The organism is Meiothermus taiwanensis WR-220 (genome assembly GCF_003568585.1).
GTDB lineage: Bacteria > Deinococcota > Deinococci > Deinococcales > Thermaceae > Meiothermus > Meiothermus taiwanensis.
The window spans coordinates 1,315,636-1,338,475 of sequence record NZ_CP021130.1 but is presented as its reverse complement, the minus strand read 5'-3'; the positions used below and the strand labels follow the sequence as shown (position 1 = coordinate 1,338,475).

Below are 22,840 nucleotides of genomic sequence, written 5' to 3'. Positions count from 1 at the left end.
AATCCGGTATGACCGGACTCCACTCGGTGACTTAGGCTGAGTTTCACGCTTCTAAGCCGTCTAGCTTCTAACCTCTAGCCGTGGTTCGAGCTGCCATTGTCGCTCTGGTGACCATTGCTTTGCTTTCGGTTTTCCTGGTCACCCGCCCCATTCCAAGCCCAGCCACGCCCAACCGGGGGGTGCGCCTCGAGCAGGTTCAACTCACCCTATACCCAGAGCAAGACCCTAAAGCCCGCTGGGAGTTTTCCGCAGCGCAGGTCGATCAGGATCCCAGCACCCGCGAGGCTAAAGTAACCGGCCTGCAGTCCGGGGAACGGTATGTGGAGGGCCGGCTCGACATGCGGCTGTTCGCACCCGAGGTCGTCATCGACCGCGTCGATAACCTTCGGCTGCCCTACGCTAAGGTGGAAATTCTCAAGGGCTGCTACACGGTCAACCTTGGCAAGCCGGGTGAGATGCCGGTTACCATAGATCAGCGCGAAGGTTTTCGGGCCCCCAGCGTCTATATCACCGCGCCCAGCCTCGAGGTGCAGGGCAAGGACTTCAAGAGTGATTTTGGTATCGAGAACCCCAGTTGGCGTGACCCTATTGAGAAGTTTATTTCCGGTGGGGAACAGCCGCCTTGTCCCATCGAAGGGGGTAGTTCGTAAACCGCCCCAACCAAGTGCCAACGCGCTCTGGTTAGGGCTTTCCGAGGAAAGACCATGCAGAGAAGACATCCCCCGAATCCGGGCCGCTCTACACAGGTCAGGCGCACAGCGCCCGGCGGCCATGCCCATGGCACCTGGGCTTTGGGCAATGCATCTGCTCCTAAAGCCATCCCACAAGGTGGGTGCGTTTGGAGCAAATCCTTCGAAGGTTATAGTGCAAAGGAGGTGAGTGGGTGTGGCCGCCTAAAGGGCGGCCTGGGGACGACCCCCTGCCGGTATTCACCCAGGGGTTCTACCTCCCCGGCCAGGTTTGGTCGGGGTCTCCCGCCCCAGACCCCAATCGGATGAAACGTGCAGCATGGCTTCTTTTTCTCCTAGCGTTGGCGGTACTGGCCCAGAGCAAAGAGCAGCGCATCATCACCATTGAGGCCCCAGGCGGACAGCGTTCGGGCAACCTGCGCAACGGCCCCTGGGTTTACGAAGCCGGCAAACCGGGCGGGGTCATTGGCCGGGTCAAAGACCTGGAAATCCAGGCCACCCGTGCCACGCTGGAAGCCCCCCAGGGCAAAACCATGCAAGAGGCCGAGGGGGAGCGGGTGGCCTCTTTTGAAGGCAGCGTCACAGTGAAGCGCGACCGCATGACCGCTACCGGGCCAAAGCTGGTCTACCGCGAGAGCAACGGGCGCGGCACCCTCGAGGGCAACGCCCGGATGCGCCAGGAGCCCAAGGATCAAAACAGCGACCCAGTGGAGGTGCTGGCACCTCGCATGACCTTTGAGGTGGATACCAATATTTCTACCAGCGAAGGGGGCGTAACCCTAAAGAATGGCCGACAAGAAGGGCGCTCTGAAGCGGTTTACTACGAAGAAGATAGGGGGCTGGCGGTTTTTAGCGATACCAAAGAGGTCGTGCTGCTGCGCAAACGCGAGGGCAAGGGCGATCTGGTGATTCGTGCCAAAGAGGTGCGCAGCCTCACCGAGGAAAAGCGTTTGCTAGCCACGGGTGGGGTCACCCTGGTCGATGGCGACATCACCACCACCGGGGCCAGTCTGCTCTACAACGACAACACCGGCGAGGCCACGGTGTTAGCAGGCCGGGTGGGCAATCAGAACGTGCCGGCCCGGAGCGTGAACGCCAAGGAGCGGGCCACCTTGTCGGGCAACTCCTTGCTGCACAATGTCAACCGTTCGCAAGTGCGGGTGCTGGCCCAGGCGCCCCGGCTACCCGTCGCCGAGTTTCGCAAGCTGAGCGAGCGATAATATGCGCTGGGCCTGGTTGCTTCTGGGGTTGTTGTTGGTAGCAATCGCGCAGCAGGAGCCCGAGCCCTCGTTTCAAACCACCGCCGAGATCGAGCGACGCGGCAAAAAAATAGTGGTCGTCAAGAGCGGCCCGGACAATCCCCCCGCCATCATCGAGTTGCGCGACCTGTACGGAGGGGTCATTACCGCGCTGGACGCCGAGAAGAAATCCCTTCACCTAGGTGAAAGGGTGTTTACCACCGATAAGCTGACCCGCTTCTGGCTCGAGGGTAAACCAGTGCAGTTTAGCGACTTGAAGGTGGGCCAGCAGGTGCGCCTCGAGGCCGCCGAGCAAAACGACGGCAGCCTTAAGGCTTTTGATGTGCAGATTGGCAAAAAACCCGAAGGCCCCTCCCTGAGCCGTTCGCTGTTCGCCGATCCGCCCCCCTACCGCGTCCAGATCACCTTTGGTGAAGATGCCAAGGCCTTCGGGGCCATCGCCCGGGTGGAGCAGATCCGCGAAGTGAACGACTTTGTTTTTCTGACCGGGGGTACGGCCCGGTACATAGAGGAAGAAGATCGCCTCGAGCTCGACCTCCAACCCGGCCCCCGGGCCGTAGAGGTTCAGCAGGGGCAAAGCAAGGCCTGGGGCAGCCGCCTCGACTACGACAATCAGAGCGGCGATGCCCGCGTGGCGGGGCCCATCGAGCTCGAGCGCTCCGGCAACAAACCCCTGCAAGGCAGCGCCCAACGCATGGTCTACAACGTGGACGACGAGATCCTGCGCTTGTTTGGAGAGATCAGGCTGGTGCAGGATGGCCGTACCTCCACGGCAGAAAGCGCAGTTGTGCGCGAAAAAGACCGCATCGCCTACCTGTACGGCAGCAAGGACAGACCGGTGCGAAGCCAGAACAAGGATGGTTTCGTGCAGGGCACCCGCGTGCTCTACCACCTCGATACCGGCGATGTGGTGGTGCTGGAAGGGGTGCAGGGGGAGTTTCAGGATCCCTGAGCCCCGGCGGCCTGCGCAGGGCCTTCGGTAATGCCGGCCATCAACAACCCGAGCCGCTCCTCGCTGGCCTCGCTGGCTTTGAGCTCACCCATAATGCGGCCTTCAAACATCACCAAAATGCGGTCGGATAGCGAGCGCACCTCGTTGAGATCGGCCGATACCAATAGCACCGCCATCCCAGCATCGCGGGCCTTAACGATGTTTTCGTGAATAAACTCGATGGCCCCAATATCCACCCCACGGGTCGGCTGGGCCGCAACCAACACCTTAGGCTTGCGGCTCAGCTCCCGCCCCACGATGATTTTCTGCGCGTTGCCCCCCGAGTAGCGGCGGGCGGCCAGCTCGGTGCTGCGGGGCCGCACATCGAAGGTCTCGACCACCTCCCGGGCGTGGGCTTCCATCTGCGCGGCGTCCAGAAAGCCCAAAAACCCTGCATAAGGCGGCCGGTAGTGATCCCCCAGGATCAGGTTCTCGCGGGTGGTAAAGTCGAGCACCAGGCCGCGCAGGTTGCGGTCTTCGGGGATGTGCGAAACGCCCCACTCGCGCACCAGCCGGGCATTGGGTTTGAGGGTCTGGCCCTGGTAGCGGATGGTGCCCTGGTAGGGCCGCAGGCCGGTGATAGCCTCCACCAGCTCGGTCTGGCCGTTGCCCTCCACCCCCGCAATGCCCACAATCTCGCCGGCCCGCACCTGGAACGACACCCCATTGAGCCGGTGCTTTTTGTCCTTTTCGGGCATACGCAGGTCGATTACCTCGAGCACGACCTCGGCGGGCCTGGCCTCCGACTTGTCTACCGAAAGGATCACCTCCCGCCCCACCATCATGCGCGCGAGCTCGTTCACGCTGGTCTCAGGGGTGTTGACCGTGCCCACCACCTTGCCATCGCGGATGACCGTCACACGGTGGGAGAGCTTGATGACCTCGGCCAGCTTGTGGCTGATGAAAATTACCGCGTTGCCTTGCTCCACGTAGCGCTGTAGGAAATCGAACAGCTCATCGGCCTCCTGCGGGGTCAGCACTGCGGTGGGCTCGTCCAGGATGAGAATTTTGGCCTTGCGGTAAAGCGCCTTGAGGATCTCCACCCGCTGCTGTAAACCCACCGGCAGCTCCTCCACCGGTGTATCCAGCGGCAGATCGAACTCAAGATCCCGCATCAAAGCCTCGACCTCGGCCCGGGCCTGGGCCAGGTTAAGCTGGCCCCCCTGGGTAGGTTCTGAACCCAGAATTACGTTCTCCAGCACCGTAAAGGGGTCTACCAGCATAAAGTGCTGGTGCACCATCCCAATCCCCTGGGCGATAGCGTCCCCCGGCTCGGTAATCTGCACCTTCTGACCATCCACCCAGATCTCGCCCTGATCGGGTTTGACCAGGCCGTACACGATCTTCATCAGGGTGGATTTACCCGCACCGTTCTCACCCACCACAGCCAGCACCTCACCCCAGCGCACGTCCAGTGAGATGCGGTCGTTGGCCAGCACCAGGGGGTAGCGTTTGGTGATGTTGCGGAGCTCGAGCGCGACCGAACCCTTAGCACGCGTGCTCGAGGCAGCAGCAGAATCGTTCATGTTCCCAATCATACAGGCAAGCAGCCTCTAATGGTTTGCTCGAGGCTCAAAACAACCCCCACAGCCAGCCAAGCGCAGCAAAAAGCGCCCGGGGTATCAACCCCAGGCGCCAGCAAAAACCATCACTTAGCGCTTGTCGGGCACCTTGATGGCCCCCGAGACGATCTGGCTGCGCAGAACCGCCAGGCGGTTGATGACGGCCTGCGGGATCAGGGCCTTGTTGTAGTTGTCCAGGGCATAGCCCACACCGTTGTTGTTCAGGCCAAACTCGCGCACCCCGCCTTTGAAGGTGCCGTCCTTAACCGACTTGATGACCTCGTAGGTAGCCACATCCACCCGCTTGAGCATGGAAGTGAGCACATGGTTCAGGGTGTTGGGGTTGTTGTCGGTGTCACCCAGGTAGTTCTGGTTGGCATCCACCCCAATCATGAACATGGGACGGGAGGTTGCCGCCGGGCAGGATTGGTTGTAGGCGGCGTAACGCGGCACGTTGGAGCCGTTGTTGGAGATAAAGCGCACGCCCGAGGGCAGCTCGTTCTGCTTCAAGCAGCGCTGCTGTTTGACGTAGTCCAGCACACCCAGGCCCGAAGCCCCGGCCGCCGCGTAGATGATGTCGGCCCCCTGCTTGGCCTGCGCGGTGGCGATTTCTTTGGCCTTGCCCGGGTCGTTCCAGGCCGCCGGGGTGTTGCCCACGTAGTTGATGAGCACACGGGGGTTGGAAATACCCCGCTCGCGCATACCGGCAATGGCCCCGGCCCGGTAGCCCTGCTCAAACTTGTGGATCAGGGGGATATCCATACCCCCCACGAAGCCCACCACACCGGTGTTGGTCATGCGGCCCGCGATGTAGCCCACCAGGTAGCTGCCTTCGTGCTCGCGGAAGACCAGCCCTACCGCGTTGGCGCACTTGCCCTCACAGGGCACCGAGTCGATTACCGCGAACTTGACATCTTTGAACTCCTGGGCGTTCCTGGTTATCGAGGGCTCGTTGGCGAAGCCCACCCCCACAATCAGGTCGAAGCCCTCCTCAGCAAAGCGGCGGATGCCCTGGCCCACCTGGCCGGGGTCGCCGGGTTCAAAGTCGAAGACCCTGACCCCTAGCTCTCTAGCAGCTCGCTGGGCACCTTCAAAGGTGGACTGGTTGAAGCTGCGGTCGTTTTTACCGCCTGCATCGAAGGCCATACCCACGCGGATCTCCTGGGCTAGACCCAGACCTAGCGCAGTTGCCAGGGCAACACTGAGCACCACGAGTTTCTTCATGTGATTCGCCTCCATTTCGCTTGTGTACCTTACAAGCGCTGAACTGGCTGTTAGCCTCCGGCATTATAGAGCACAAAGCAGGGGGGTTGAAAGGGCTTGACAAATAAGTGAAACCGCCTTTGGCCGCCCTTCACGCCATTCTAAAGCCTGTTTGACAACCGCCCTCGAGCTTCATAGCATCACCCTATGCAGACCCCTAAGCAGCGCATTGCGGAGCTACGCGAGCTGATTCGCTACCACAACTACCGCTATTACGTGCTGAACAAACCGGAAATCTCCGATGCCGAGTTTGACCGCCTGTTGCACGAGCTAAGAACCCTGGAGGAAGCCCATCCCGAGCTGGTCACCCCTGACTCCCCCACACAGACCGTGGGCAGCTCCATCCTCGAGACCCCCTTCACCCCCGTGCCCCACCCCACCCGCATGTACTCGCTGGGCAACGCCTTTTCACCGGACGACATCGCCGATTTCGAGGCCAGCATCAACCGCTTCCTGGGCCGGGAGGAGCCGCGCGAATACGTGCTCGAGTACAAAATTGACGGGCTTTCGGTCAACCTCCTCTACGAGGCAGGGGTGTTCCGCCAGGGGCTTACCCGTGGCGATGGCCTGACCGGCGAGGACGTAACGCCCAACCTGCTGGCGATTCCCGACATCCCCAGGCGGCTACCGCAGCCCCTCGACCTCGAGGTTCGGGGTGAAATTTACCTACCCATTCAGACCTTTTTGCAGCTGAACGCACAGCTCGAGGAGGCCGGGGAGCCTCCTTTCAAAAACCCACGCAACGCCGCAGCCGGTAGCCTGCGGCAAAAAGATCCCCGGATCAGCGCCAGCCGGGGCTTGCGGGGGTTGTTCTATGGGGTGGGAAGGCCCGAAGGCCTGGGGGCCAGCACCCAGCAGGAACTGCTGGAGAAGCTGGGCCAGCTCGGCTTTTCGGTGGATCCGCATTACCAGGTGGTGCAGGGCGTGGAGGGTATCGAGCGGGGTTACCGGGCCATGCTGGCCGCGCGCAAAAGCCTGCCATTTGAGGCCGATGGGGTGACCGTCAAGCTGAACAACCTTTCCCTCTGGAACGAGCTGGGCTACACCGCCAAAACCCCTCGCTTCGCCATTGCCTATAAGTTTCCCGCCGAGGAAAAAACCACCCGGGTGCTGCGGGTGATCTTTCAGGTGGGGCGTACCGGACGGGTTACGCCGGTGGCGGAGCTCGAGCCGGTCTTCCTGGACGGCTCCACGGTGAGCCGGGTAACCCTGCACAACGAAAGTTACGTACAGGAGCTGGGCTTACGCATCGGGGATACCGTCCTGGTACACAAGTCGGGCGGGGTGATTCCCGAGGTGCTGCGGGTGGTCAGCGAGGCCCCCAGGGGCCATGCGCCTGTAGAGTGGCCCAGCCACTGCCCCGAGTGCCGTACAGCCCTCGAGCTTTCGGGCAAGATTCACCTCTGCCCCAACCCGCTATGCCCGGCCAAGGCCTTCGAGGCGATAAGGCATTTTGCCAGCCGCCGGGCCATGGACATCCAGGGCCTGGGCGAGAAGCTCATCGAGCAGCTCCTGGAAGCCGGTCTGGTGCGGGATGCCGCCGATCTCTACCGCCTCAAGAAAGAAGACATTATTGCCCTCGAGCGCAAAGCCGAAAAAAGCGCCCAGAACCTTATTGAGCAGATCGAGGCCAGCAAAAGCCGGGGCCTCGAGCGGCTGCTCTTTGCGCTGGGCATTCCCCAGGTGGGCGAGAGCACCGCCCGGGCCCTGGCCAAACGCTTCGGGCACCTGGACAACATCCTCCAGGCCACGGTCGAAGAGCTGGATGCCGTACCAGATATCGCCGAGACCACCGCCCAGGCCATTCACCAGGCCCTGGCCCGCCCGGAGATGCGGAGCTTCATCGAGCGTCTGCGGGCCGCCGGCCTGGTCTTCGAGGCCCGGGAAAAGCAGCAAAGCCAGGCCCTCGAGGGTCTTACCTTTGTCCTGACCGGCGAGCTTTCCCGCCCCCGGGAAGAGGTCGCGCGGCAGCTCGAGGCCCACGGGGCCAAAATTTCCGGCTCCGTAAGCAAGAAGACCAGCTATGTGATCGCCGGGCCGGGGGCCGGCTCCAAACTCAGCAAGGCCAAAGAGCTCGGCGTTCCTATTCTGGACGAGGCGGGCCTGCGGGCGCTGCTGGAGCAGAAGCTCGGGGCAGCCCCCATCTAGGAACCTTGTGTAACAAGGTTGTAACACCCCTTGGGTACACTCACCTCAATCGGGTTTAGAGGTTTGAGATGGCGTACCTTCGGGGCCTAGGGGTCTATCTTCCCACACCGCGCATGCACAGCGGCGAAATTGCCGCGGCCAGCGGGCTGCCGGAGTGGGTGGTGCGGGAGAAGCTGGGCATTCATCAGAAACCCATTCCCGGCCCTGAGGATCATCCGGCCCGCATGGGGGGCTGGGCGGCCCGGGCTGCGCTCGAGGAGGCGGGCCTCGAGGGGGCCGCGCTGGATGTGGTAATCAGCATCACCGATGAGCACAAGGACTACCCGGTCTGGTGCAGCGCCCCCCTCATCGCCCAGATGGTGGGGGCCCGCCGGGCCTGGGCCTTCGATCTGAACCAGAAGTGCGCCAGCTTTATCAGCGCCCTGGCCGTGGCCGAGGGGCTTTTGGCCAGCCAGCCCAGCCTACAGCACATCCTGATAGCGGGCGGCTATCGCAACGGCGACCTGATTGACTACACCGACCCGGCGGTGCGCTTCATGTACGATCTGGCCGCGGGCGGTGGGGCTGCGGTGATGGCGCGGGAAGGGCCGGGTTTCAAGCTGCTAGCCACGCGGCTCAAAACCGACCCCAGCCTGGCTGCCAGCGTGCGGGTGCCGGTAGGGGGCACGGTCGAGCCCCTAACCCCAGCCAATGTAGAGCGGTACAAGCTGCGGGTGGCCGAGCCGGAGCTTATGAAAGCTCGCCTCGAGCAGGTCTCACTACCCGGCTTTCTGGAGGTTATTCAAGGAGCGCTGGGGCAGGCCGGTTACACCGCTGCCGATCTGGACTACCTGGCCCTCCTGCACATGAAACCCTCGGCCCACCAGGCTGTGCTGGCCGGGCTGGGGCTATCGGAAGAGCGCGCCATTTACCTATCTGACTACGGCCACCTGGGCCAGCTCGACCCCATTCTTTCGCTCAGGCTGGCGGTGGATGCGGGCAGGCTGGGGCCTGGCAGCCTGGTGGCCCTGGCGGCCGCCGGGGTGGGTTACCACTGGGGAGCGGCGGTGTTGCGTGTGGAGGGGGAGAAATGGAGCTAAACGCCAACTGGCTGGCCCGGCTGGCCTCCTACCACCCCAACCGCCCTGCGGTCTACTGGCGCGGCCACTGGATCAGCTATGCCGATTTGTACCAGCGGGCTTGGCGGGCTGCGGCCTCGCTGGCAGGTCTTGGGGTCGCCGGGGGGGATCGGGTCGCGGTGCTGGGGCCCAACCACCTGGGCTACCTCGAGCTCTATTTCGCCGCCCCGCTACTGGGCTTTATCCCCGCCCTGCTCAACCACCGCTTGAGCGAGGCCGAGCTAAAGGAACTGCTCGAGTACACCCGGCCCAAAGCCCTTTTCTACACCGAAGACTTCGCTCTGCCGGCCCAGCGCTTACACCCCCAGGCGCATCCTCTAGAGGCCCTGCAGACCCTACCCGAAAGAAAGATCCCGGATTTTACCCCTAGCCTGGAAGACCCGGCCCTGCTGCTCTTTACCGGCGGCACCACGGGGCTGCCCAAAGGGGCCCTGATCCCCTACCGCCAGCTTCTGGTCAACGCCATCCAGACCTGCATGAGCTGGGGGCTTTCTCCCGAAGACCGCTACATAGTGGCAACCCCCATGTTCCATGCCGCCCTGAACGCCCTGGCCACGCCTTTGCTCTACCTGGGCGGCCAGGTGCTCATACAGGAAAGGTTCGACCCCGCTTTGTACCTGGCCTGGGTGCGGGAACACCGGGTGAGCCTGCTGTTCCTGGTGCCTACCATGTACCAGATGCTGGCCCAGCACCCCGACTTTGCCCAGGCCGACCTGCGCACGGTGCGCTGGGCCATCTCCGGCGGGGCCCCCTGCCCTCGGCCGGTACGGGCGGCTTTCGAGGCCAAAGGCGTGCGCTTCAAGCAGGGCTACGGCCTGACCGAGTGCGGCGTCAACTGCTTTACCCAGAGCCTCGAGGAGGCCGAGGCGCACCCCGAGTCGGTAGGCCGTCCCATGCCCCACCTCTGGGCCCGGCTGGCCGGGCCCGACGGCCAGGAGGCCCAAGAGGAGGGCGAGCTTTGGCTCTCGGGGCCGGTGCTGATGTCCGGCTACTTCGAGCGCCCAAACGAGACCGCCCAGGCCCTGGTCGTCCACCAGGGGCGCACCTGGTTGCGCACCGGCGACCTGGCCCGGCGCGATGCGGAAGGGCGCTACTACATCGTGGGGCGGGTCAAGGAGATGTTCATCTCGGGGGGTGAGAACGTCTATCCCATCGAGGTGGAACGGGCCCTCTACGAACACCCGGCGGTGCTCGAGTGCGCGGTGCTGGGGGTTCCCGACCCCCGCTGGGGCGAGGTGGGCCTGGCGGCGGTGGTACTCAAATCGCCGATTGGCGAGGAAGAGCTAAAGGGTTTTCTGAAGGCCCGCCTGGCAGGCTACAAGGTGCCCAGGCATTTCCTGTTCCTATCCGAGCTACCCAAGAGCGGCCCCGGCAAGATTTTGAAGGGTGAGCTGTACCGCAGGTTCCGGGAGGGATCCCATGCCTGAGCTAAGCGTCAACGGCACCACGCTTTTCTACCGGCTGGACGGCCCCGAGCGTGGGCCCTGGCTGGTGCTGCTCAATGGCATCTTTCAGCGCACCGAGGCCTGGGAGCCGCTTATGCCCTATCTGCAGGGCTTCCGGGTGCTGCGCTACGACATGCGAGGCCAGGGGCAGAGCGCCGTACCCCCCGGGCCCTACCCTCCCGGGCTCCACGCCGACGATTTGGCCGCCCTGCTGGAAGCCCTGGGGATCACCCGCTACCACCTGCTGGGCCTGTCCAACGGTGGGGTGGTGGCCCAGGTTCACGGCGCCCGGCAGCCGGCGGGCCTGGAAAAGCTCATCCTGCTGTGCACCACCCCCCGCCTCGACCCCCTTTTGCGGGCCAAGGTGGAAAGCTGGCGGCAGGCCCTGGCCTGGGGTGGCACCCGCGGGCGCCTGCAGATTGCCCTGCCCTGGATCTGGGGCCGGGCCTTCCTGGAGGCCCATCCGGAGATCGCCGGCGAGGCCTCGCTGGTGCAGATGGAGCAAATGGCCCCCACCCCCGAGGCCCAGAAATACTTACTGGACGGCTTTTTGGCGATGGAAGACCTGCGCCCCCGCCTAAGCCGGATCCAAGCCCCAACGCTGGTGCTCTCGGGTGAGGACGATCTGCTCTTCCCGCCCCGCTACGGCCAGGAGATTGCGGCCGCCATTCCCCAGGCCATCCATCGGGTGCTACCCCAGGTGGGCCACGTAGCCCCAGTTGAAGACACTGCCGGGCTGGCCGGGGCCATCCTGAGGTTTTTGGAGGTACAGGCATGAAGTTCCAGGTAGGAGACAGCGCTTCTTACACCCAGACCCTCAGCGAGGCGCATGTGACCCTGTTCATCGGCGCCGTAGGGGACACCAACCCGCTGCACGTGGATGCCGAGTACGCCCGGCGGAGCCGGTTTGGAGCCCGCATCGCCCAGGGCATCCTGGTGGCCGGCCTCATCTCCACCGCCATCGGCACCAAGCTGCCGGGGCCGGGGGCCATTTATCTGGGCCAGAGCCTGCGCTTTCTAAAGCCCACCTACCTGGGCGACACCATCACCGCTACCGTGACCGTGCGGGCCATCCGCCCGGATAAACCCATCCTGAGCCTCGAGACCCTCTGCACCAACCAGAAGGGTGAACGGGTCGTCGAGGGCGAGGCCACGGTGCTTTACGAGGAGGTTCTGTGAAAGCGAATAGGAGGCAGGCATGAAAAAAGTTTGGATGGTTCTTTTGGCAGTTCTGGGTCTGGCCGGGCTGGCCCTGGCCCAGACCACGGTGCGGGTGGGCGTGCTGCTGCCCATCTCGACCGTAGCGGGCAAGGCCGCTCTGAACGGGGTGCAGCTCGGCGTGGATCAGGTCAACGCGGGCGGAAAGGTCAAGATTGAGCTGGTGGTGGTGGACGACGGCAACGCCCCGGCCACCGCGGTGCCGGCCCTCACCAAGCTGATGACCGTGGATCGGGTGGACATTGTGATCGGTGGGCTGGCCTCGGGGGTCACCTTTGCCCTCTCGGGGCCGGTCAAGCAATACCAGCCGCTCTTCCTCTGCATCGGGGCGGCCAGCAGCGTAGTGGAGCAGGCTTTTAGCGATTATGGTCGCTTCTTCCACTACCACCCCTGGGACTACCACAACGTGGCGGCGGCCCTCGAGTTCTTCAAGTACCTCTACGACCAGGGGGCCCGGCGGGTGGCCATTCTTTACGAGGATGGGCCTTTTGGCTCAGCGGGCATCCAGACCTACCGGCAGCAGCTCGAGCGCCAGGGCTACACCGTGCAGGCCGAACCCTTCAAATCGGGGTCGGGCAACTTCACCGCCATCCTGACCCGCTTTAAGGGGTTCCGGCCCGATATTCTGTACTGGATCGGCTACGACGTAGACGCCCTGCCCATCGCCGCCCAGACCCGGCAGGTGGGGCTCGAGCCCAAACTGATCTACGGCGCCCCCCCGGCCTGGCCAACCGGCTTTGAGAAAAACAACCTTTCCAACGACGTAGCCGGCATGACCGCCTGGCTGCCCTCGGTAGCCAACAACGAAAGCCGCCGCTTCGTGAACCTGTACCGCCGCAAGTTCGGTGAGGTGACCGACGAGTACATGGCCCCCATGGGCTACGTGATCGCCTTGAGTCTGGGTAAAGCGCTCGAGGCCGCAGGCTCCACCGACAAAGACCGGATTGCCGCCGAGTTGGCCAAGGTGCAGATGGAAACCCCCTTCGGCCCCCTATCCTTCAAGCCCTCCGATACCGGGCGTACCCGTTTCCAGGGCTTTAACCAGAACATCTGGCTGCAGTTCCAGTATCTGGAGGGCTCGCGCCGTCCGGTCTTCCCAGCGAGCCGCGCAGCCCGGCCCCTGCGCTTCCCGGGCAACTACTAATCCTGGGCTGAAGCTGTAGCGAACCCCAACGGGGCCCGTTGGGGTTCCTTCCCACACCAGGCTCAGATCGGGCTGTTCGACAAAAGGTGGGCCCGCTGGCGCTTGGGAAGCCCGTCCCGACAAACTATGGAATTACTGCTGCAAACCATCATCAACGGCATCCTGGCCGCCGGCATCTACGCCCTGGTAGCCAGCGGACTGGCCCTCGCAGTGGGCGTGGTGGGCATCGTCAACTTTGCCCACGGCGAGTTCACCATGATCGGGGCTTTCATCGCCTATCTGCTCTTTGTGAGCACCGGCCTGGATCCATTCCTTTCCCTGGGATTGGCTGCCTTGGTGCTCTTTATGGTAGGAGCCATCACCTACCTGGGGCTCATTCGGCCTGTGCTGGCCGCCCCTGAGCTCAACCAGATGCTGCTTACCTTTGGCCTGTCGGTAGCCTTGCAAAACATCGCCCTGCTGGTCTTTGGGGCCGATACCCGTGTAGTCTCCACCAGCTACCAGGGAGCCACCCTCGCTCTGGGCGGTCTTTCATTTGGTGTACCGCCGCTGCTGGCTTTTGCTCTTTCAGTTGTCATTCTGGGTGCGTTATATGGCTTTCTGGATCGCACCCGGTTGGGCCTGGCCGTGCGAGCGGTGGCGCAAAACCGACTGGCGCCGGGGCTTCTGGGCATCGAGACCCAGCGGGTCTACCTGCTGGCCTTTGGGCTTTCGGCGGCCCTGGCCGGGGTGGCCGGGGTAATGCTCTCGGTGATGCTCTACGCCTCCCCCACGGTGGGGTTTGCCTATACCCTCAAGGCCTTTGCCATCATCGTGATGGCAGGGCTGGGCAATCTGCGAGGGGTGGTACCAGCGGCCATCACCCTGGCTATGGCCGAGGCCCTGGTCAGCACCTACGTGCCGGGCGGCGGGGGCTGGGTAGAGGCCGTGTTCTTTCTGGTTATCTTCGTGACCCTCACTTGGCGTAGCTGGAGGGCCGCATGATCCTGGTGGGACTGCTTTTGTTGGTAGCCCTGGTACTGCCCGGACTACCGTTGGGCGAATGGCGGGCCTTTTTGCTGGATACCGCCCAGTTTGCTTTTCTGATCAGCGCCCTGGCCCTGGCCTGGGACTTGCTGGCCCGTACCGGACAGCTCTCGCTGGCCCACGGGGCCTTCTTTGGCTTAGGGGCCTATGCTGCTGCGCTCACGGCCCCCGCCCTGGGCACCCTTCCCGCGCTGCTGGTTGGAGGGGTGGTGGCTGGCGCCTCGAGCCTCTTCCTGGGCCTGGCCACCTTGCGGTTGCATGGGATGTATTTCGCCATCGCCACCCTGGCCTTTAGCGAGGTGATGCGCACCCTGGTGCTCAAAGCCCCCTTCACTGGAGGGGCCATTGGCCTGCCGGTACAGCCCGCGTTCGGAGGGGCCTTCCCCCTCGGCGGCTACTACCTGGCTGTGGGCGTGCTGGCCCTGGCTGCTGGAACCAGCCTCCTTGTGAGCAGAAGCCGCCTCCACTATGCCATGGCCGCTACCCGGCAGGGCGAGGCCGTGGCCCGGGTGCTGGGGGTTCCGGTGGTACGGGTTAAGCTCCTGGCTTTTATGATTTCCGCCTTTTTGGCCGGGCTGGCCGGTGGGGTTTACGCCATGAAAACCCTGTTTCTCTCCCCCTACGATGCCTTTGGCCTGGGGCGGGCTGTGGAGGCACTGGTAATTCCCATTTTCGGCGGGCTTTACACCACCACCGGGCCCCTGTTGGGGGGATTGATCATCGTGAGCCTCGAGACCTGGTTACGCCTGCGCATCGGCGAGGGCTACCTGGTGGTGTACGGGGTGATTCTGGTGTTGACCATCCTCTTTTTACCCAAAGGGCTGGTGAGTCTCTTTCGTCGCAAAGGGGTAGGGCATGCTTAGCGTCCAGGGCCTTTCCAAGCGTTTTGGCGGGGTGCACGCGGCCAACGCGGTCAACTTGCGGGTAGAGGCCGGTGAAATTCTGGCGGTTATCGGCCCCAACGGTGCAGGCAAGAGCACTCTGCTCAACTTGCTTTCCGGTTTATTACGGCCCGACGAGGGTCGGATTGAGTTTTTGGGTGAAACCATTACCCAGGCCCCGCCCGAGGTGCGCGCCTGGAAGGGGCTGGGCCGGGCCTTTCAGATCGTGCAGCCTTTCCCCGAAATGACCGTATGGGAAAATCTCCTGGTTGGAGCCCTGTATGGCAAACCCAACACCCCTGCAAGGGTAGCTGAGCGCGTTGTAGAGGAGGTGATTGAGCTTACCGGTCTGACCCCCAAAGCCCAAACCCTGGCCGGGGAGCTCACACTTCTGGAAGACAAGCGCCTCGAGCTCGCCCGGGCCCTCTGCACCAGACCCAAATTGCTGTTGTTGGACGAAGTAATGGCCGGGCTGCGCCCCTCGGAAGCCCTGGAGGCGGTGGAGCTGGTGCGGCGCATCCGCAACAGCGGCGTAACCGTACTTTTCATCGAACACCTGATGCCGGTGGTGCGGGCCCTGGCCGACCGGGTGGTGGTAATGGATTACGGCCAGGTCATTGCGGAAGGCCCCTACGACCTGGTAGCCTCCAACCCCAAAGTGCGCGAGGCTTATCTGGGGAGGGCTTCGTGAGACTCAGCGTAAGCAACCTAACAACCGGCTACGGTAAGGCCCAGGTGCTGTTTGGACTCACGCTCGAGGTAGCCACAGGCGAGCTGGTGGCCCTTCTGGGAGCCAACGGGGCCGGCAAAACCACCGCCTTGCGCACCATCTCCGGCCTGCTGCGGCCCTGGGGCGGCCAGGTATGGCTCGATGAGACCAGCCTGCAGGGCCTCTCGGCAGCCCAGCGGGCCCGCCGGGGCCTGGGGCACGTGCCCGAGGGACGGCAACTCTTTCCCCTTATGAGCGTGGAAGAAAACCTGCGCCTGGGGGCGGCCTTCCTGGCCTGGCCGTACAGGCAGGAGGGTTTGGAGCGGATCTACACCCTCTTCCCCCGCCTGGCCGAGCGGCGCAAACAGGTGGCCGGCACCCTCTCGGGGGGGGAGCAGCAGATGCTGGCCATCGGACGGGCTCTGATGGGCCGGCCCAGAATCCTGATGGTGGATGAACCCAGCCTGGGGCTTTCCCCCAAGCTGGCCGAGGAGGTGCTCTCCACCCTGGCGCAGGTGAAGGCCGAAGGGGTAGGGGTGCTGCTGGTCGAACAGAACGTGGCGCTGTCGCTGGAAGTGGCCGACCGGGGCTACGTGGTCGAACATGGGAAGGTTGTGCTGAGCGGCAGTGCACGAGAGCTTCTAAGCAACCCGGGCGTGCAGAAGGCCTACCTGGCCCTGTAAACCGGCCTCAAGGTAGCATGAAACTATGCAACTAAAGGGAAAAACCGCCCTCATCACCGGCGCAGGTAGCGGCATTGGCAGGGCCATCGCGGAAGTGTTCGCCCGGGAAGGGGCCAGGGTAATCCTCAACGATCTGTCGCCTGCGGCGGGCGCAGTCGCCGAGGCCGTGGGGGGTGCCTTTGTGCAGGCCGACCTCTCCGATCAGCAGGCCGTTTACGACCTGGCCCAACGGGCGCTCGAGCTGGGCCCCATCGATATCCTGGTCAACAACGCCGGCCTGCAGCGCATACATCCGGTCGAGGAGTTCCCTGAGGAAACCTGGAATCGGATGCTCCAGGTGCTGCTCACGGCTCCTTTCCAGCTCATCAAATATACCTTACCCAGCATGAAGCAAAGGCGCTGGGGCCGGATCATCAACATCGCATCGCTGCACGGCTTGGTTGCCAGCCCTTTTAAGTCGGCCTACATCGCGGCCAAGCACGGCTTGCTGGGCCTGACCAAAACCGTGGCGCTCGAGGTTGGCGAGTACGGCATCACCTGCAATGCCATCTGTCCAGCCTATGTGCGCACCCCCCTGGTGGAGTCGCAAATCGCCGACCAGGCCCGTACCCTGGGCATCCCCGAAAGCGAGGTCGTTGGGCAGGTGATGCTGGCCCCCGCCGCCATCAAGCGCTTGATTGAGCCTGCGGAAGTGGCCGAGTACGCCCTCTTCCTGGCGTCCGACCGGGCCAGCGCAATTACCGGCTCGGCGCAGGTTATGGATCTGGGCTGGACGGCCCGTTAGCGCTTATACACCCGCCGCTCCGCCTCGATGGCCTGCAGCACCTCCTGGATCTCTTTGGTCAGTGCGCGAATCTCGTTCAGGTCGGAGGTGCTTTTGAGCTGGGCCTTGAGTTTGTCCAGGCGCATTTCGTAGTACACCTCACGCACCCGGGCCAGGGCTACGTTCAGGTGGGTCTCGAGGTTCTGATGCTCAAAACTGGGGCTTTTCATCAGGACATCCATCAAGCGGGCCCCTTCCCCCCGCTGCTCAAAGTGCTTCAGGATGCGGCTCTTACCCTGTTTCGAGCGGGCCGCCTGCATGAATTCGGCCAAAAGGCTGCCCTCGGGCGGCCAGGTGTGATCCTCCACATAAAGCGCCCAGTGCAAAAACTCCTCCTCGGGCACCGAGTATAAAAGGGCAATAACGTCCAGCTCACGTAAAAGCCGCTTCTCTGTGAGGTCGGGCCGGGCCAGCCCCAGGCCCAGGGTTCGGTCGGGCGCTGAAGGGGCCGCACGCTTGGGGGATCGGGCCCGGGCCAGGTAGTCTTCCAGGGCCCGCGGGCTCAGTTCCAGGGCGCTTATGACCTTGGCCTTGAGCTTTTCCACCACCGGGTCGAAAGGCTCGCTCGAGATCAAGCGGGGCCTGAGAGCCTCGAGGATTTTTTGCTTATGCTCGGGGCGCCTGAGGTCCAACCCCGCCGCCGCCGCCTCAAAGCGGTACTCCACCTCGGGCAGGGCCGCCTGCAGCGCCGCCTCGAAGCGCTCCTTGCCATCGGGTAGCAGCAGCAGGTCGCCGGGGTCCTTGCCGTCCTCGAGCAACACGGCATAGACCACGAAACCACGGGCAATCTCCAGGTTCAGGCTTTGCAAGGTGGCCCTGCGCCCGGCCTCGTCGGCGTCGAAGGCCAGGTAAAGCTCGGCGGCATCGGCCCGTCGCAAAAGGTGGGCCTGCTCACCGGAAAGCGACGAGCCCAGCACCGCCACCGCCTCGGTAAAGCCCATCTGGTGCAGGGCGATCACATCAAACAGCCCCTCCACCACCACCGCCCGCCCCCGCTCGCGGATGGCCGAGCGGGCCTGAGGATAGCCATAGAGGAGCTGGTTCTTTTTGAACAGGGCGGTCTCCGGGGAGTTGAGGTACTTGGGGTTGTCGTCTTTTTCTAGGGCGCGAGCGGTGAAAGCCACAATGCGGCCCAGCGGATCCAGAATTGGGAAGGTCACACGGTGGCGAAAGCGGTCGAAGTAGCGGCCCTCGCGCTCCACCAGCACCCCGGCCTCCGCGGCTTCCTGGGGATCCACGCCGTGCCCCTGAAGATATTTAATCAGACCATCCCAGCTCTTGGGCGCATAACCCAGGCCAAACCGCTCGATGGAGGCCGAGCCCAGGCCACGCTCCTGCAGGTATCGCTCGGCCAGGCCGGATAGGTTGGCGCGGAAGTAGGACTGGGTAAGCTCGAGGATCTGCAAAACCTCCTTGCGCGGGGAGGAACGCCCCTTGGGCTGCGGCAGTTCCACCCCGGTCTCCTGGGCCAGACGTTCCAGGGCCTCCCAAAACTCAATCCCCTCAATCTTCTGCAAAAAAGCAAAGATATCCCCACCGCTCTTACAGCCAAAGCAGTAGCACAGCCCCTTGTCCTCGCTGACCTGAAAGGAGGGGGTTTTTTCCTGGTGAAAAGGGCACAAGCCCTTCCAGGATCCCTTTCCACTGGGCTTGAGCGCCACATACCGGCCCACCAGCTCACGAATGGACATCCGAGAGCGTATCAGTTCGATGGCTTGGGCCAATTGGGCATCCATAGGTGCGCCTCTAGCAGACCCTTGGGTCAGCAAATTTAGAACCCTATTCTAACCCGCCTTGGCTGGAAAGGGCCTGAAGCTAAAGGGGTTCTTTGGCAATACTCCCACCAACCATACGCATCGCCGCACAAGGCTACTCAAGCTGCATAGGGCGTGGTTTCCAGGGTACAGCGGCCTGCTGAGAAAACCAACGAGCCAGAACACCCAAAACCCCATATCCCCGGAAGCTATGGGTGCTTAAGCAAGGTTTTTCACCTTTCAAGGCCGCCCGCACCAGCGTAAACCATAGCTCAGCCAGGGGTGTCTTAGCCTCGAAGTCCAGCGGGTCAACGGGGTCGCGGCCCATGGTTAGCAAAATCTGCACCTGCAATAGGCGGGCATAGCTGTGTTGCGCTACAAAACCGGCCGTCATGGTTTTTCGAAGCAGGTACCGCACAATCGTCAGGGCCTTTTTGGGGTTTCGGGCCTGATAGAGGAAGCCCAGGCCCAGCAGCGCATAGAAAAAGAGCCTGGGGTTGTGCGCCTGCCGCGCCAGCAAGGCTGCCTGGCGCATATGATCGACCCCGCCCCGCTCCCAGTGCCATGAATGGATTGCCCTAGCCAGTGCACAGGCTGCCTGCACCTCCGGGTGTTGCAGACCCTCGAGGCCCCTGAGCATGCGCTGGAGCATCTGACCGTTGGTTTGCCCAGGGGCCAGGGCATAGGCCAGGGCCAGAACAGCCAGCAGGCCGGGCGAGGGAGCTCGAGCCACCGCCGATTCCCCAAAGAACAAGGCATCATCGAGCTGGCCCGACTCCAGCAAGTAGCGCAAGCGAACCCGGCTTACCCGCTCGATCGCCCAGGCCGGTGCCCCCTCCAGCAACAGCAGGCTCTCTTCCAGCAAAGCCCCCGCCTCCTCGAGCCGGCCCATATCCAGCTGCAGATCGGCCAGATCGCTGTTGTACAGACTACTAAACCACGACGGCAGCACCTCGCCCGGCGGCGGGCCCAGGGCGTTCAGGGCATCGTTGAGCCTGAACTGCCTCCAGAGCACCTCTGACAGAATTTGTCGCGCCTCGAAGGTTCCCACCGGGCTGTAGGCGCACTCCCGGAGGTAGGCCTCGCACTGCGCCTGGGCCCGCTTTAGTTGTCCGGAGCGCAGCCAGCCCCGGGCGCGGATCAGTTTGGCTGGGCCCTCGAGGTGCGGGGGTAGCCCTTCCAGCAAAGCCAGCGCCTGATCCAGCGGAAGGGTACGGGCCAGCGCCAGCGCCCAGCGAGGCTCCAGTCGAGGAAAAGCGTTCCTCTCATGACCTGGAAGCCCGGGGCCTTCCTCGCCTGCCAGGGAGGCCGCAAGCGGTTCTGAACCCACCTGGTGGATGCCGGCGGTCTCCTGTGCTACCAGACGCTCCACCAGATCGGTTTGTCCCAAGGCCAGACCCGCTTCGAGGCGGATTGCCCAGGCCCGCTGGCGCAGGTTCAGGGGCAGCTCCTGGGCCTCCAGCGGAAGGCCGGCCAGCTCCAGGGCCTCGGCATAGCGGCCCAGGGCCAGGTGGGCCTCGGCGGCCTCGAGCGCCGCTTGCCAGCGCACATTGCCCTCAGCCAGGCGCAAGGCCTCGAGGAAGCCCAGTATGGCCGCCGAGTACCGCTCCTCGGCCCAGGTCTGCTGGGCCACCACCCGCCACATGCGATAGGCCGTGGCCAGATCGCCCGCGGCCTCGAGGTGGGTGGCCGCCTCGGCCAGACGGCCCTGACGCTGATACCAGCGCGCAGCCTGCTGGTGCCAGGTCTTAACCTGCTGCCCCCCCACCTGACCCAGAATCGCCTCCCGCAACCAGGGAATCGCGAAGCGCAGCTGCCCCCGGTCGTCGGCTTCCAGGTACCCCTCCCCCACCAGCCGGGTCAGGTCGGCCTCCTCTCCTACCAGATGCCTCACCAGCTCAGGTGGAACGGTCGCACCCAGGACAGCTGCAGCCTGCAGGGCCACCCGGGCCAGGCGGGGCAGGCTATCCAACCTGGGCTGAAACAGCGGAATCGGTTCAGGCTCACCGGTGGGGGTGAGGCTCAGGGCCTGTACGGCCAGGGGATAGCCCCCACTGGCCTCCGCCAGATGAAGACTGGCTGCCGGGCCCAGGTCGGGACGGATGCGTAAAATGAGACGCTGCGCATCCTCCAGTGAAAGGGGGTCGAGCAAGAGGGTTTCCAGATCATCGGCCGGCTCCCAACGGTTCTGCCTGGATACCAGCAGCAGCATTACACCGGGCGGCGCTGGACGGCGGGTGAACTCGAGCACGGTGGGGTCGGCGTTGTGCATGTCTTCCAACACCACCACAATCGGAACCCGCTGGGCTATCCGGGCCAGCAAAGTCCACCAAGCCTCTATCAGCAAGCGATCCAGTTCGTCGGAGGGCAGGCCCGGGTGCTCTTCAATGCCGATACTGAAGTCCAGCACCGTACGAAGATGTTCTGGCAAATTGATCTGCCGGAGCTGGGAAAGCCCCCCCGGCAACAGCCTGTGCAAAGCCTGTTGTAGGGCGTAGCGCAAAGTCACACCGGTGGTTAACCGAGGTGCCAGCACGCCATGCACCCCCTCCGGCAGGGTTTCTATGAGGTGGCGGGCCAGGTGCGACTTACCAACCCCCATTGGCCCATAAAGCACCAATCGCCGACCGGCCCCAGCCCGCACAGCTTCTAAGGCCTGCCGCAGGATGTGCACCTCCCGCTCCCGTCCCAGCACCTCCGGCGGATCCGGGCGCAGCCCCAGAAAGCGATATGGAGAAAGCGGCTCGGCGTACCCCTTGAGGGGTTGGGGTGGCAGGGCCTCGGTAATTGCGCTTGGAACCAGGCGCATGGTTGTCTCATCGCACCACACCTCACCCGGCGGGGCCGCCTGCGACAGGCGTTGCGAGAGGTTGATGGCCGGCCCCAACACGGTCTGGTCGCCGGCCAGCCCCCCCCCTAAGGGCGTGCGCAGAACCAGGCCACTAGCGACCCCTGCGCGGCCCGGTAGGGTGCTGGAAGCCACCATCGCCTGGGCAGCTTCCAGGGCCGCCCGCGCATCCGATTCCTGGCTGCGCGGCACACCAAAAACCGCCAGGAAACCGTCTCCAAAAAACTTATCTATGTGCCCACCATAGACCCGAACATGGCTGGCTGCGGTCTGTAGAGCAGTGTTGGCGGCTTCCCAGGTATCTTCCAGCGGGTGGGCCAGCGCGTACTCGGTGAACCTCGAGAGATCGAAAAACACCGCACTGACCCAGCGCCGTTCCTGAACGAAAGTCCCCCCAGGCAGCAAAGCATTGCCACAACGGACGCAATTTTCCTCTCCATCCGCATTGCTGTGACCACAGCGAGGGCAAATCATAGGGCAAAACCACACTGGAAATATTGATCGGTGCGATGAAAATGAATTACATCGCCTAGCAGCCTGCTACGAGTACGTGATGCCCAACACCAGCAAGTATAGCCAATCGGGTAACGATTTCCAAGCCAGCTAGCAAGCCTCTATAAACACTGTCTAGGCCCCTCAAAGGGGTGAACGACCCCGCCTACCCCACAGCCAGCCTAGCGGGATACTTCCGAGCGAAAGGCCATCAATGGAGGAGCTAAATGGGCCTGAATTGGGGTGCCCAGCTCCGGCAGCCTCGAGCCGGCCAGTACCAGGTGCAGCCGGTTCTCTTGCCCGGCCCCTGCCAGGCCCAGCAAAAAGTATCGGTTGTCCAGCAGCGCTTCCACACGGCCCCGCACCTTATAACGTCCCCCACCAAGGTGCTCGATGGCAGGGGCCTCTGAGGCCGCCTCCCAGTGCACCACCTGCCCATGAATAAGCAGCGAGGCCTCTCCCCCAGAAAAGGGCGTTATGCCTCTATCGAAAAGGTATAGAACACCCCATGGGGTCAGTACCTCGAGCACCGGACTGCCCAGGGGTTCTGGGCTTACGGGCCAGGTCTGAGCGTACTGCGCGAAACGCTCCCAGAAGGATTCCGGGCTATCCTCGAGCGCTGCAGGTCGGGCGGTTGCCTTCATCGGGCTCTATCATACCGGATTCAAAAAGATAATCTTCAAACAAAAAACATTCAGGGGCTATCTTTTTGAATCCTAGAGCACACCCCTCGCTATGCTCGGCGAAAGGGGCGGTATCGCCCTCCGCTAAGCGGATAACTTCGGTC

At 63.4% G+C, this 22,840-nt stretch carries 19 protein-coding genes and 1 pseudogene; 15 read left to right on the top strand and 5 right to left on the bottom strand.

From position 1 onward, the window contains the following. Positions 1-80 precede the first annotated feature (80 nt). The 3 genes from MTAI_RS06575 to MTAI_RS06565 all read left to right on the top strand — a co-directional run bounded on the left by MTAI_RS06575 (position 81) and on the right by MTAI_RS06565 (position 2,900). Positions 81-650, top strand: a complete 570-nt coding sequence (locus MTAI_RS06575) for a hypothetical protein (protein ID WP_027886687.1) — start codon at positions 81-83, stop codon at positions 648-650. Positions 651-994: 344 nt separating this feature from the next. Further along, entirely contained in the window at positions 995-1,909 is a 915-nt protein-coding gene (locus MTAI_RS06570) for an LptA/OstA family protein (RefSeq protein WP_027886688.1), read from the top strand. A 1-nt stretch (position 1,910) separates the two neighbouring features. After that, entirely contained in the window at positions 1,911-2,900 is a 990-nt protein-coding gene (locus tag MTAI_RS06565) for a DUF5666 domain-containing protein (protein WP_027886689.1), read from the top strand. Here MTAI_RS06565 and MTAI_RS06560 read toward each other — a convergent pair. Together MTAI_RS06560 and MTAI_RS06555 are read right to left on the bottom strand one after the other, a co-directional pair. Then, positions 2,888-4,465, bottom strand: coding sequence for an ABC transporter ATP-binding protein (locus MTAI_RS06560; protein WP_036196798.1), 1,578 nt, complete (start codon positions 4,463-4,465; stop codon positions 2,888-2,890). The two genes, MTAI_RS06565 and MTAI_RS06560, sit on opposite strands and share 13 nt — an antisense overlap. 126 nt (positions 4,466-4,591) lie before the next feature. Continuing rightward, positions 4,592-5,725: a BMP family lipoprotein gene (locus MTAI_RS06555; RefSeq protein WP_027886691.1), complete on the bottom strand. Its 1,134-nt coding sequence runs from the start codon at positions 5,723-5,725 to the stop codon at positions 4,592-4,594. A 186-nt stretch (positions 5,726-5,911) separates the two neighbouring features. Between MTAI_RS06555 and ligA the strand changes: the two genes are divergently transcribed. The 12 genes and pseudogenes from ligA (at position 5,912) to MTAI_RS06500 (ending at position 16,920) form a co-directional block, all read left to right on the top strand. After that, positions 5,912-7,912 (top strand): NAD-dependent DNA ligase LigA, encoded by a 2,001-nt coding sequence (gene ligA, locus MTAI_RS06550; RefSeq protein WP_027886692.1) that lies wholly within the window; start codon positions 5,912-5,914, stop codon positions 7,910-7,912. A 68-nt stretch (positions 7,913-7,980) separates the two neighbouring features. Next, a complete protein-coding gene (locus tag MTAI_RS06545) occupies positions 7,981-8,991 on the top strand; it encodes a 3-oxoacyl-ACP synthase (protein WP_027886693.1) in 1,011 nt (336 codons plus the stop codon). Next, positions 8,982-10,457: a class I adenylate-forming enzyme family protein gene (locus MTAI_RS06540; protein ID WP_027886694.1), complete on the top strand. Its 1,476-nt coding sequence runs from the start codon at positions 8,982-8,984 to the stop codon at positions 10,455-10,457. The genes MTAI_RS06545 and MTAI_RS06540 overlap by 10 nt, the downstream gene beginning before the upstream one ends. Next, the gene (locus tag MTAI_RS06535) at positions 10,450-11,253 is read left to right on the top strand and encodes an alpha/beta fold hydrolase (RefSeq protein ID WP_027886695.1); all 804 of its coding nucleotides are present in this window, start codon (positions 10,450-10,452) and stop codon (positions 11,251-11,253) included. Before MTAI_RS06540 ends, MTAI_RS06535 begins: the two co-directional genes overlap by 8 nt. Then, entirely contained in the window at positions 11,250-11,654 is a 405-nt protein-coding gene (locus tag MTAI_RS06530; RefSeq protein ID WP_027886696.1) for a MaoC family dehydratase, read from the top strand. Before MTAI_RS06535 ends, MTAI_RS06530 begins: the two co-directional genes overlap by 4 nt. A 19-nt stretch (positions 11,655-11,673) precedes the next feature. After that, positions 11,674-12,837 carry an ABC transporter substrate-binding protein gene (locus MTAI_RS06525; RefSeq protein ID WP_027886697.1) on the top strand — a complete coding sequence of 388 codons (1,164 nt, stop codon included), beginning with the start codon at positions 11,674-11,676 and terminating at the stop codon, positions 12,835-12,837. Between the two features lie 126 nt (positions 12,838-12,963). Next, positions 12,964-13,821, top strand: a complete 858-nt coding sequence (locus tag MTAI_RS06520; RefSeq protein ID WP_027886698.1) for a branched-chain amino acid ABC transporter permease — start codon at positions 12,964-12,966, stop codon at positions 13,819-13,821. Beyond that, complete coding sequence (locus tag MTAI_RS06515; protein ID WP_027886699.1) at positions 13,818-14,726, top strand: branched-chain amino acid ABC transporter permease; 909 nt, start codon at positions 13,818-13,820, stop codon at positions 14,724-14,726. The genes MTAI_RS06520 and MTAI_RS06515 overlap by 4 nt, the downstream gene beginning before the upstream one ends. Continuing rightward, a pseudogene (locus tag MTAI_RS06510) lies at positions 14,719-15,198 on the top strand (ATP-binding cassette domain-containing protein); the annotation flags it as partial. The gene MTAI_RS06515 and the pseudogene MTAI_RS06510, both read left to right, overlap by 8 nt. Positions 15,199-15,207: 9 nt before the next feature. Continuing rightward, entirely contained in the window at positions 15,208-15,435 is a 228-nt protein-coding gene (locus MTAI_RS15710; RefSeq protein ID WP_378989544.1) for an ABC transporter ATP-binding protein C-terminal domain-containing protein, read from the top strand. Beyond that, the gene (locus tag MTAI_RS06505) at positions 15,432-16,136 is read left to right on the top strand and encodes an ABC transporter ATP-binding protein (RefSeq protein ID WP_027886701.1); all 705 of its coding nucleotides are present in this window, start codon (positions 15,432-15,434) and stop codon (positions 16,134-16,136) included. Before MTAI_RS15710 ends, MTAI_RS06505 begins: the two co-directional genes overlap by 4 nt. Positions 16,137-16,161: 25 nt before the next feature. Further along, a complete protein-coding gene (locus MTAI_RS06500; RefSeq protein WP_027886702.1) occupies positions 16,162-16,920 on the top strand; it encodes a 3-hydroxybutyrate dehydrogenase in 759 nt (252 codons plus the stop codon). Here MTAI_RS06500 and dnaG read toward each other — a convergent pair. The 3 genes from dnaG to MTAI_RS06485 all read right to left on the bottom strand — a co-directional run bounded on the left by dnaG (position 16,917) and on the right by MTAI_RS06485 (position 22,697). Beyond that, positions 16,917-18,695, bottom strand: coding sequence for a DNA primase (dnaG, locus tag MTAI_RS06495; RefSeq protein WP_027886703.1), 1,779 nt, complete (start codon positions 18,693-18,695; stop codon positions 16,917-16,919). The two genes, MTAI_RS06500 and dnaG, sit on opposite strands and share 4 nt — an antisense overlap. Positions 18,696-18,828: 133 nt before the next feature. Then, on the bottom strand, positions 18,829-21,966 hold the full coding sequence (locus MTAI_RS06490; RefSeq protein ID WP_223299638.1) for an ATP-binding protein: 3,138 nt from the start codon (positions 21,964-21,966) through the stop codon (positions 18,829-18,831). A gap of 269 nt (positions 21,967-22,235) precedes the next feature. Next, positions 22,236-22,697, bottom strand: coding sequence for a hypothetical protein (locus MTAI_RS06485; RefSeq protein ID WP_027886705.1), 462 nt, complete (start codon positions 22,695-22,697; stop codon positions 22,236-22,238). Between the last annotated feature and the right edge of the window lie 143 nt (positions 22,698-22,840).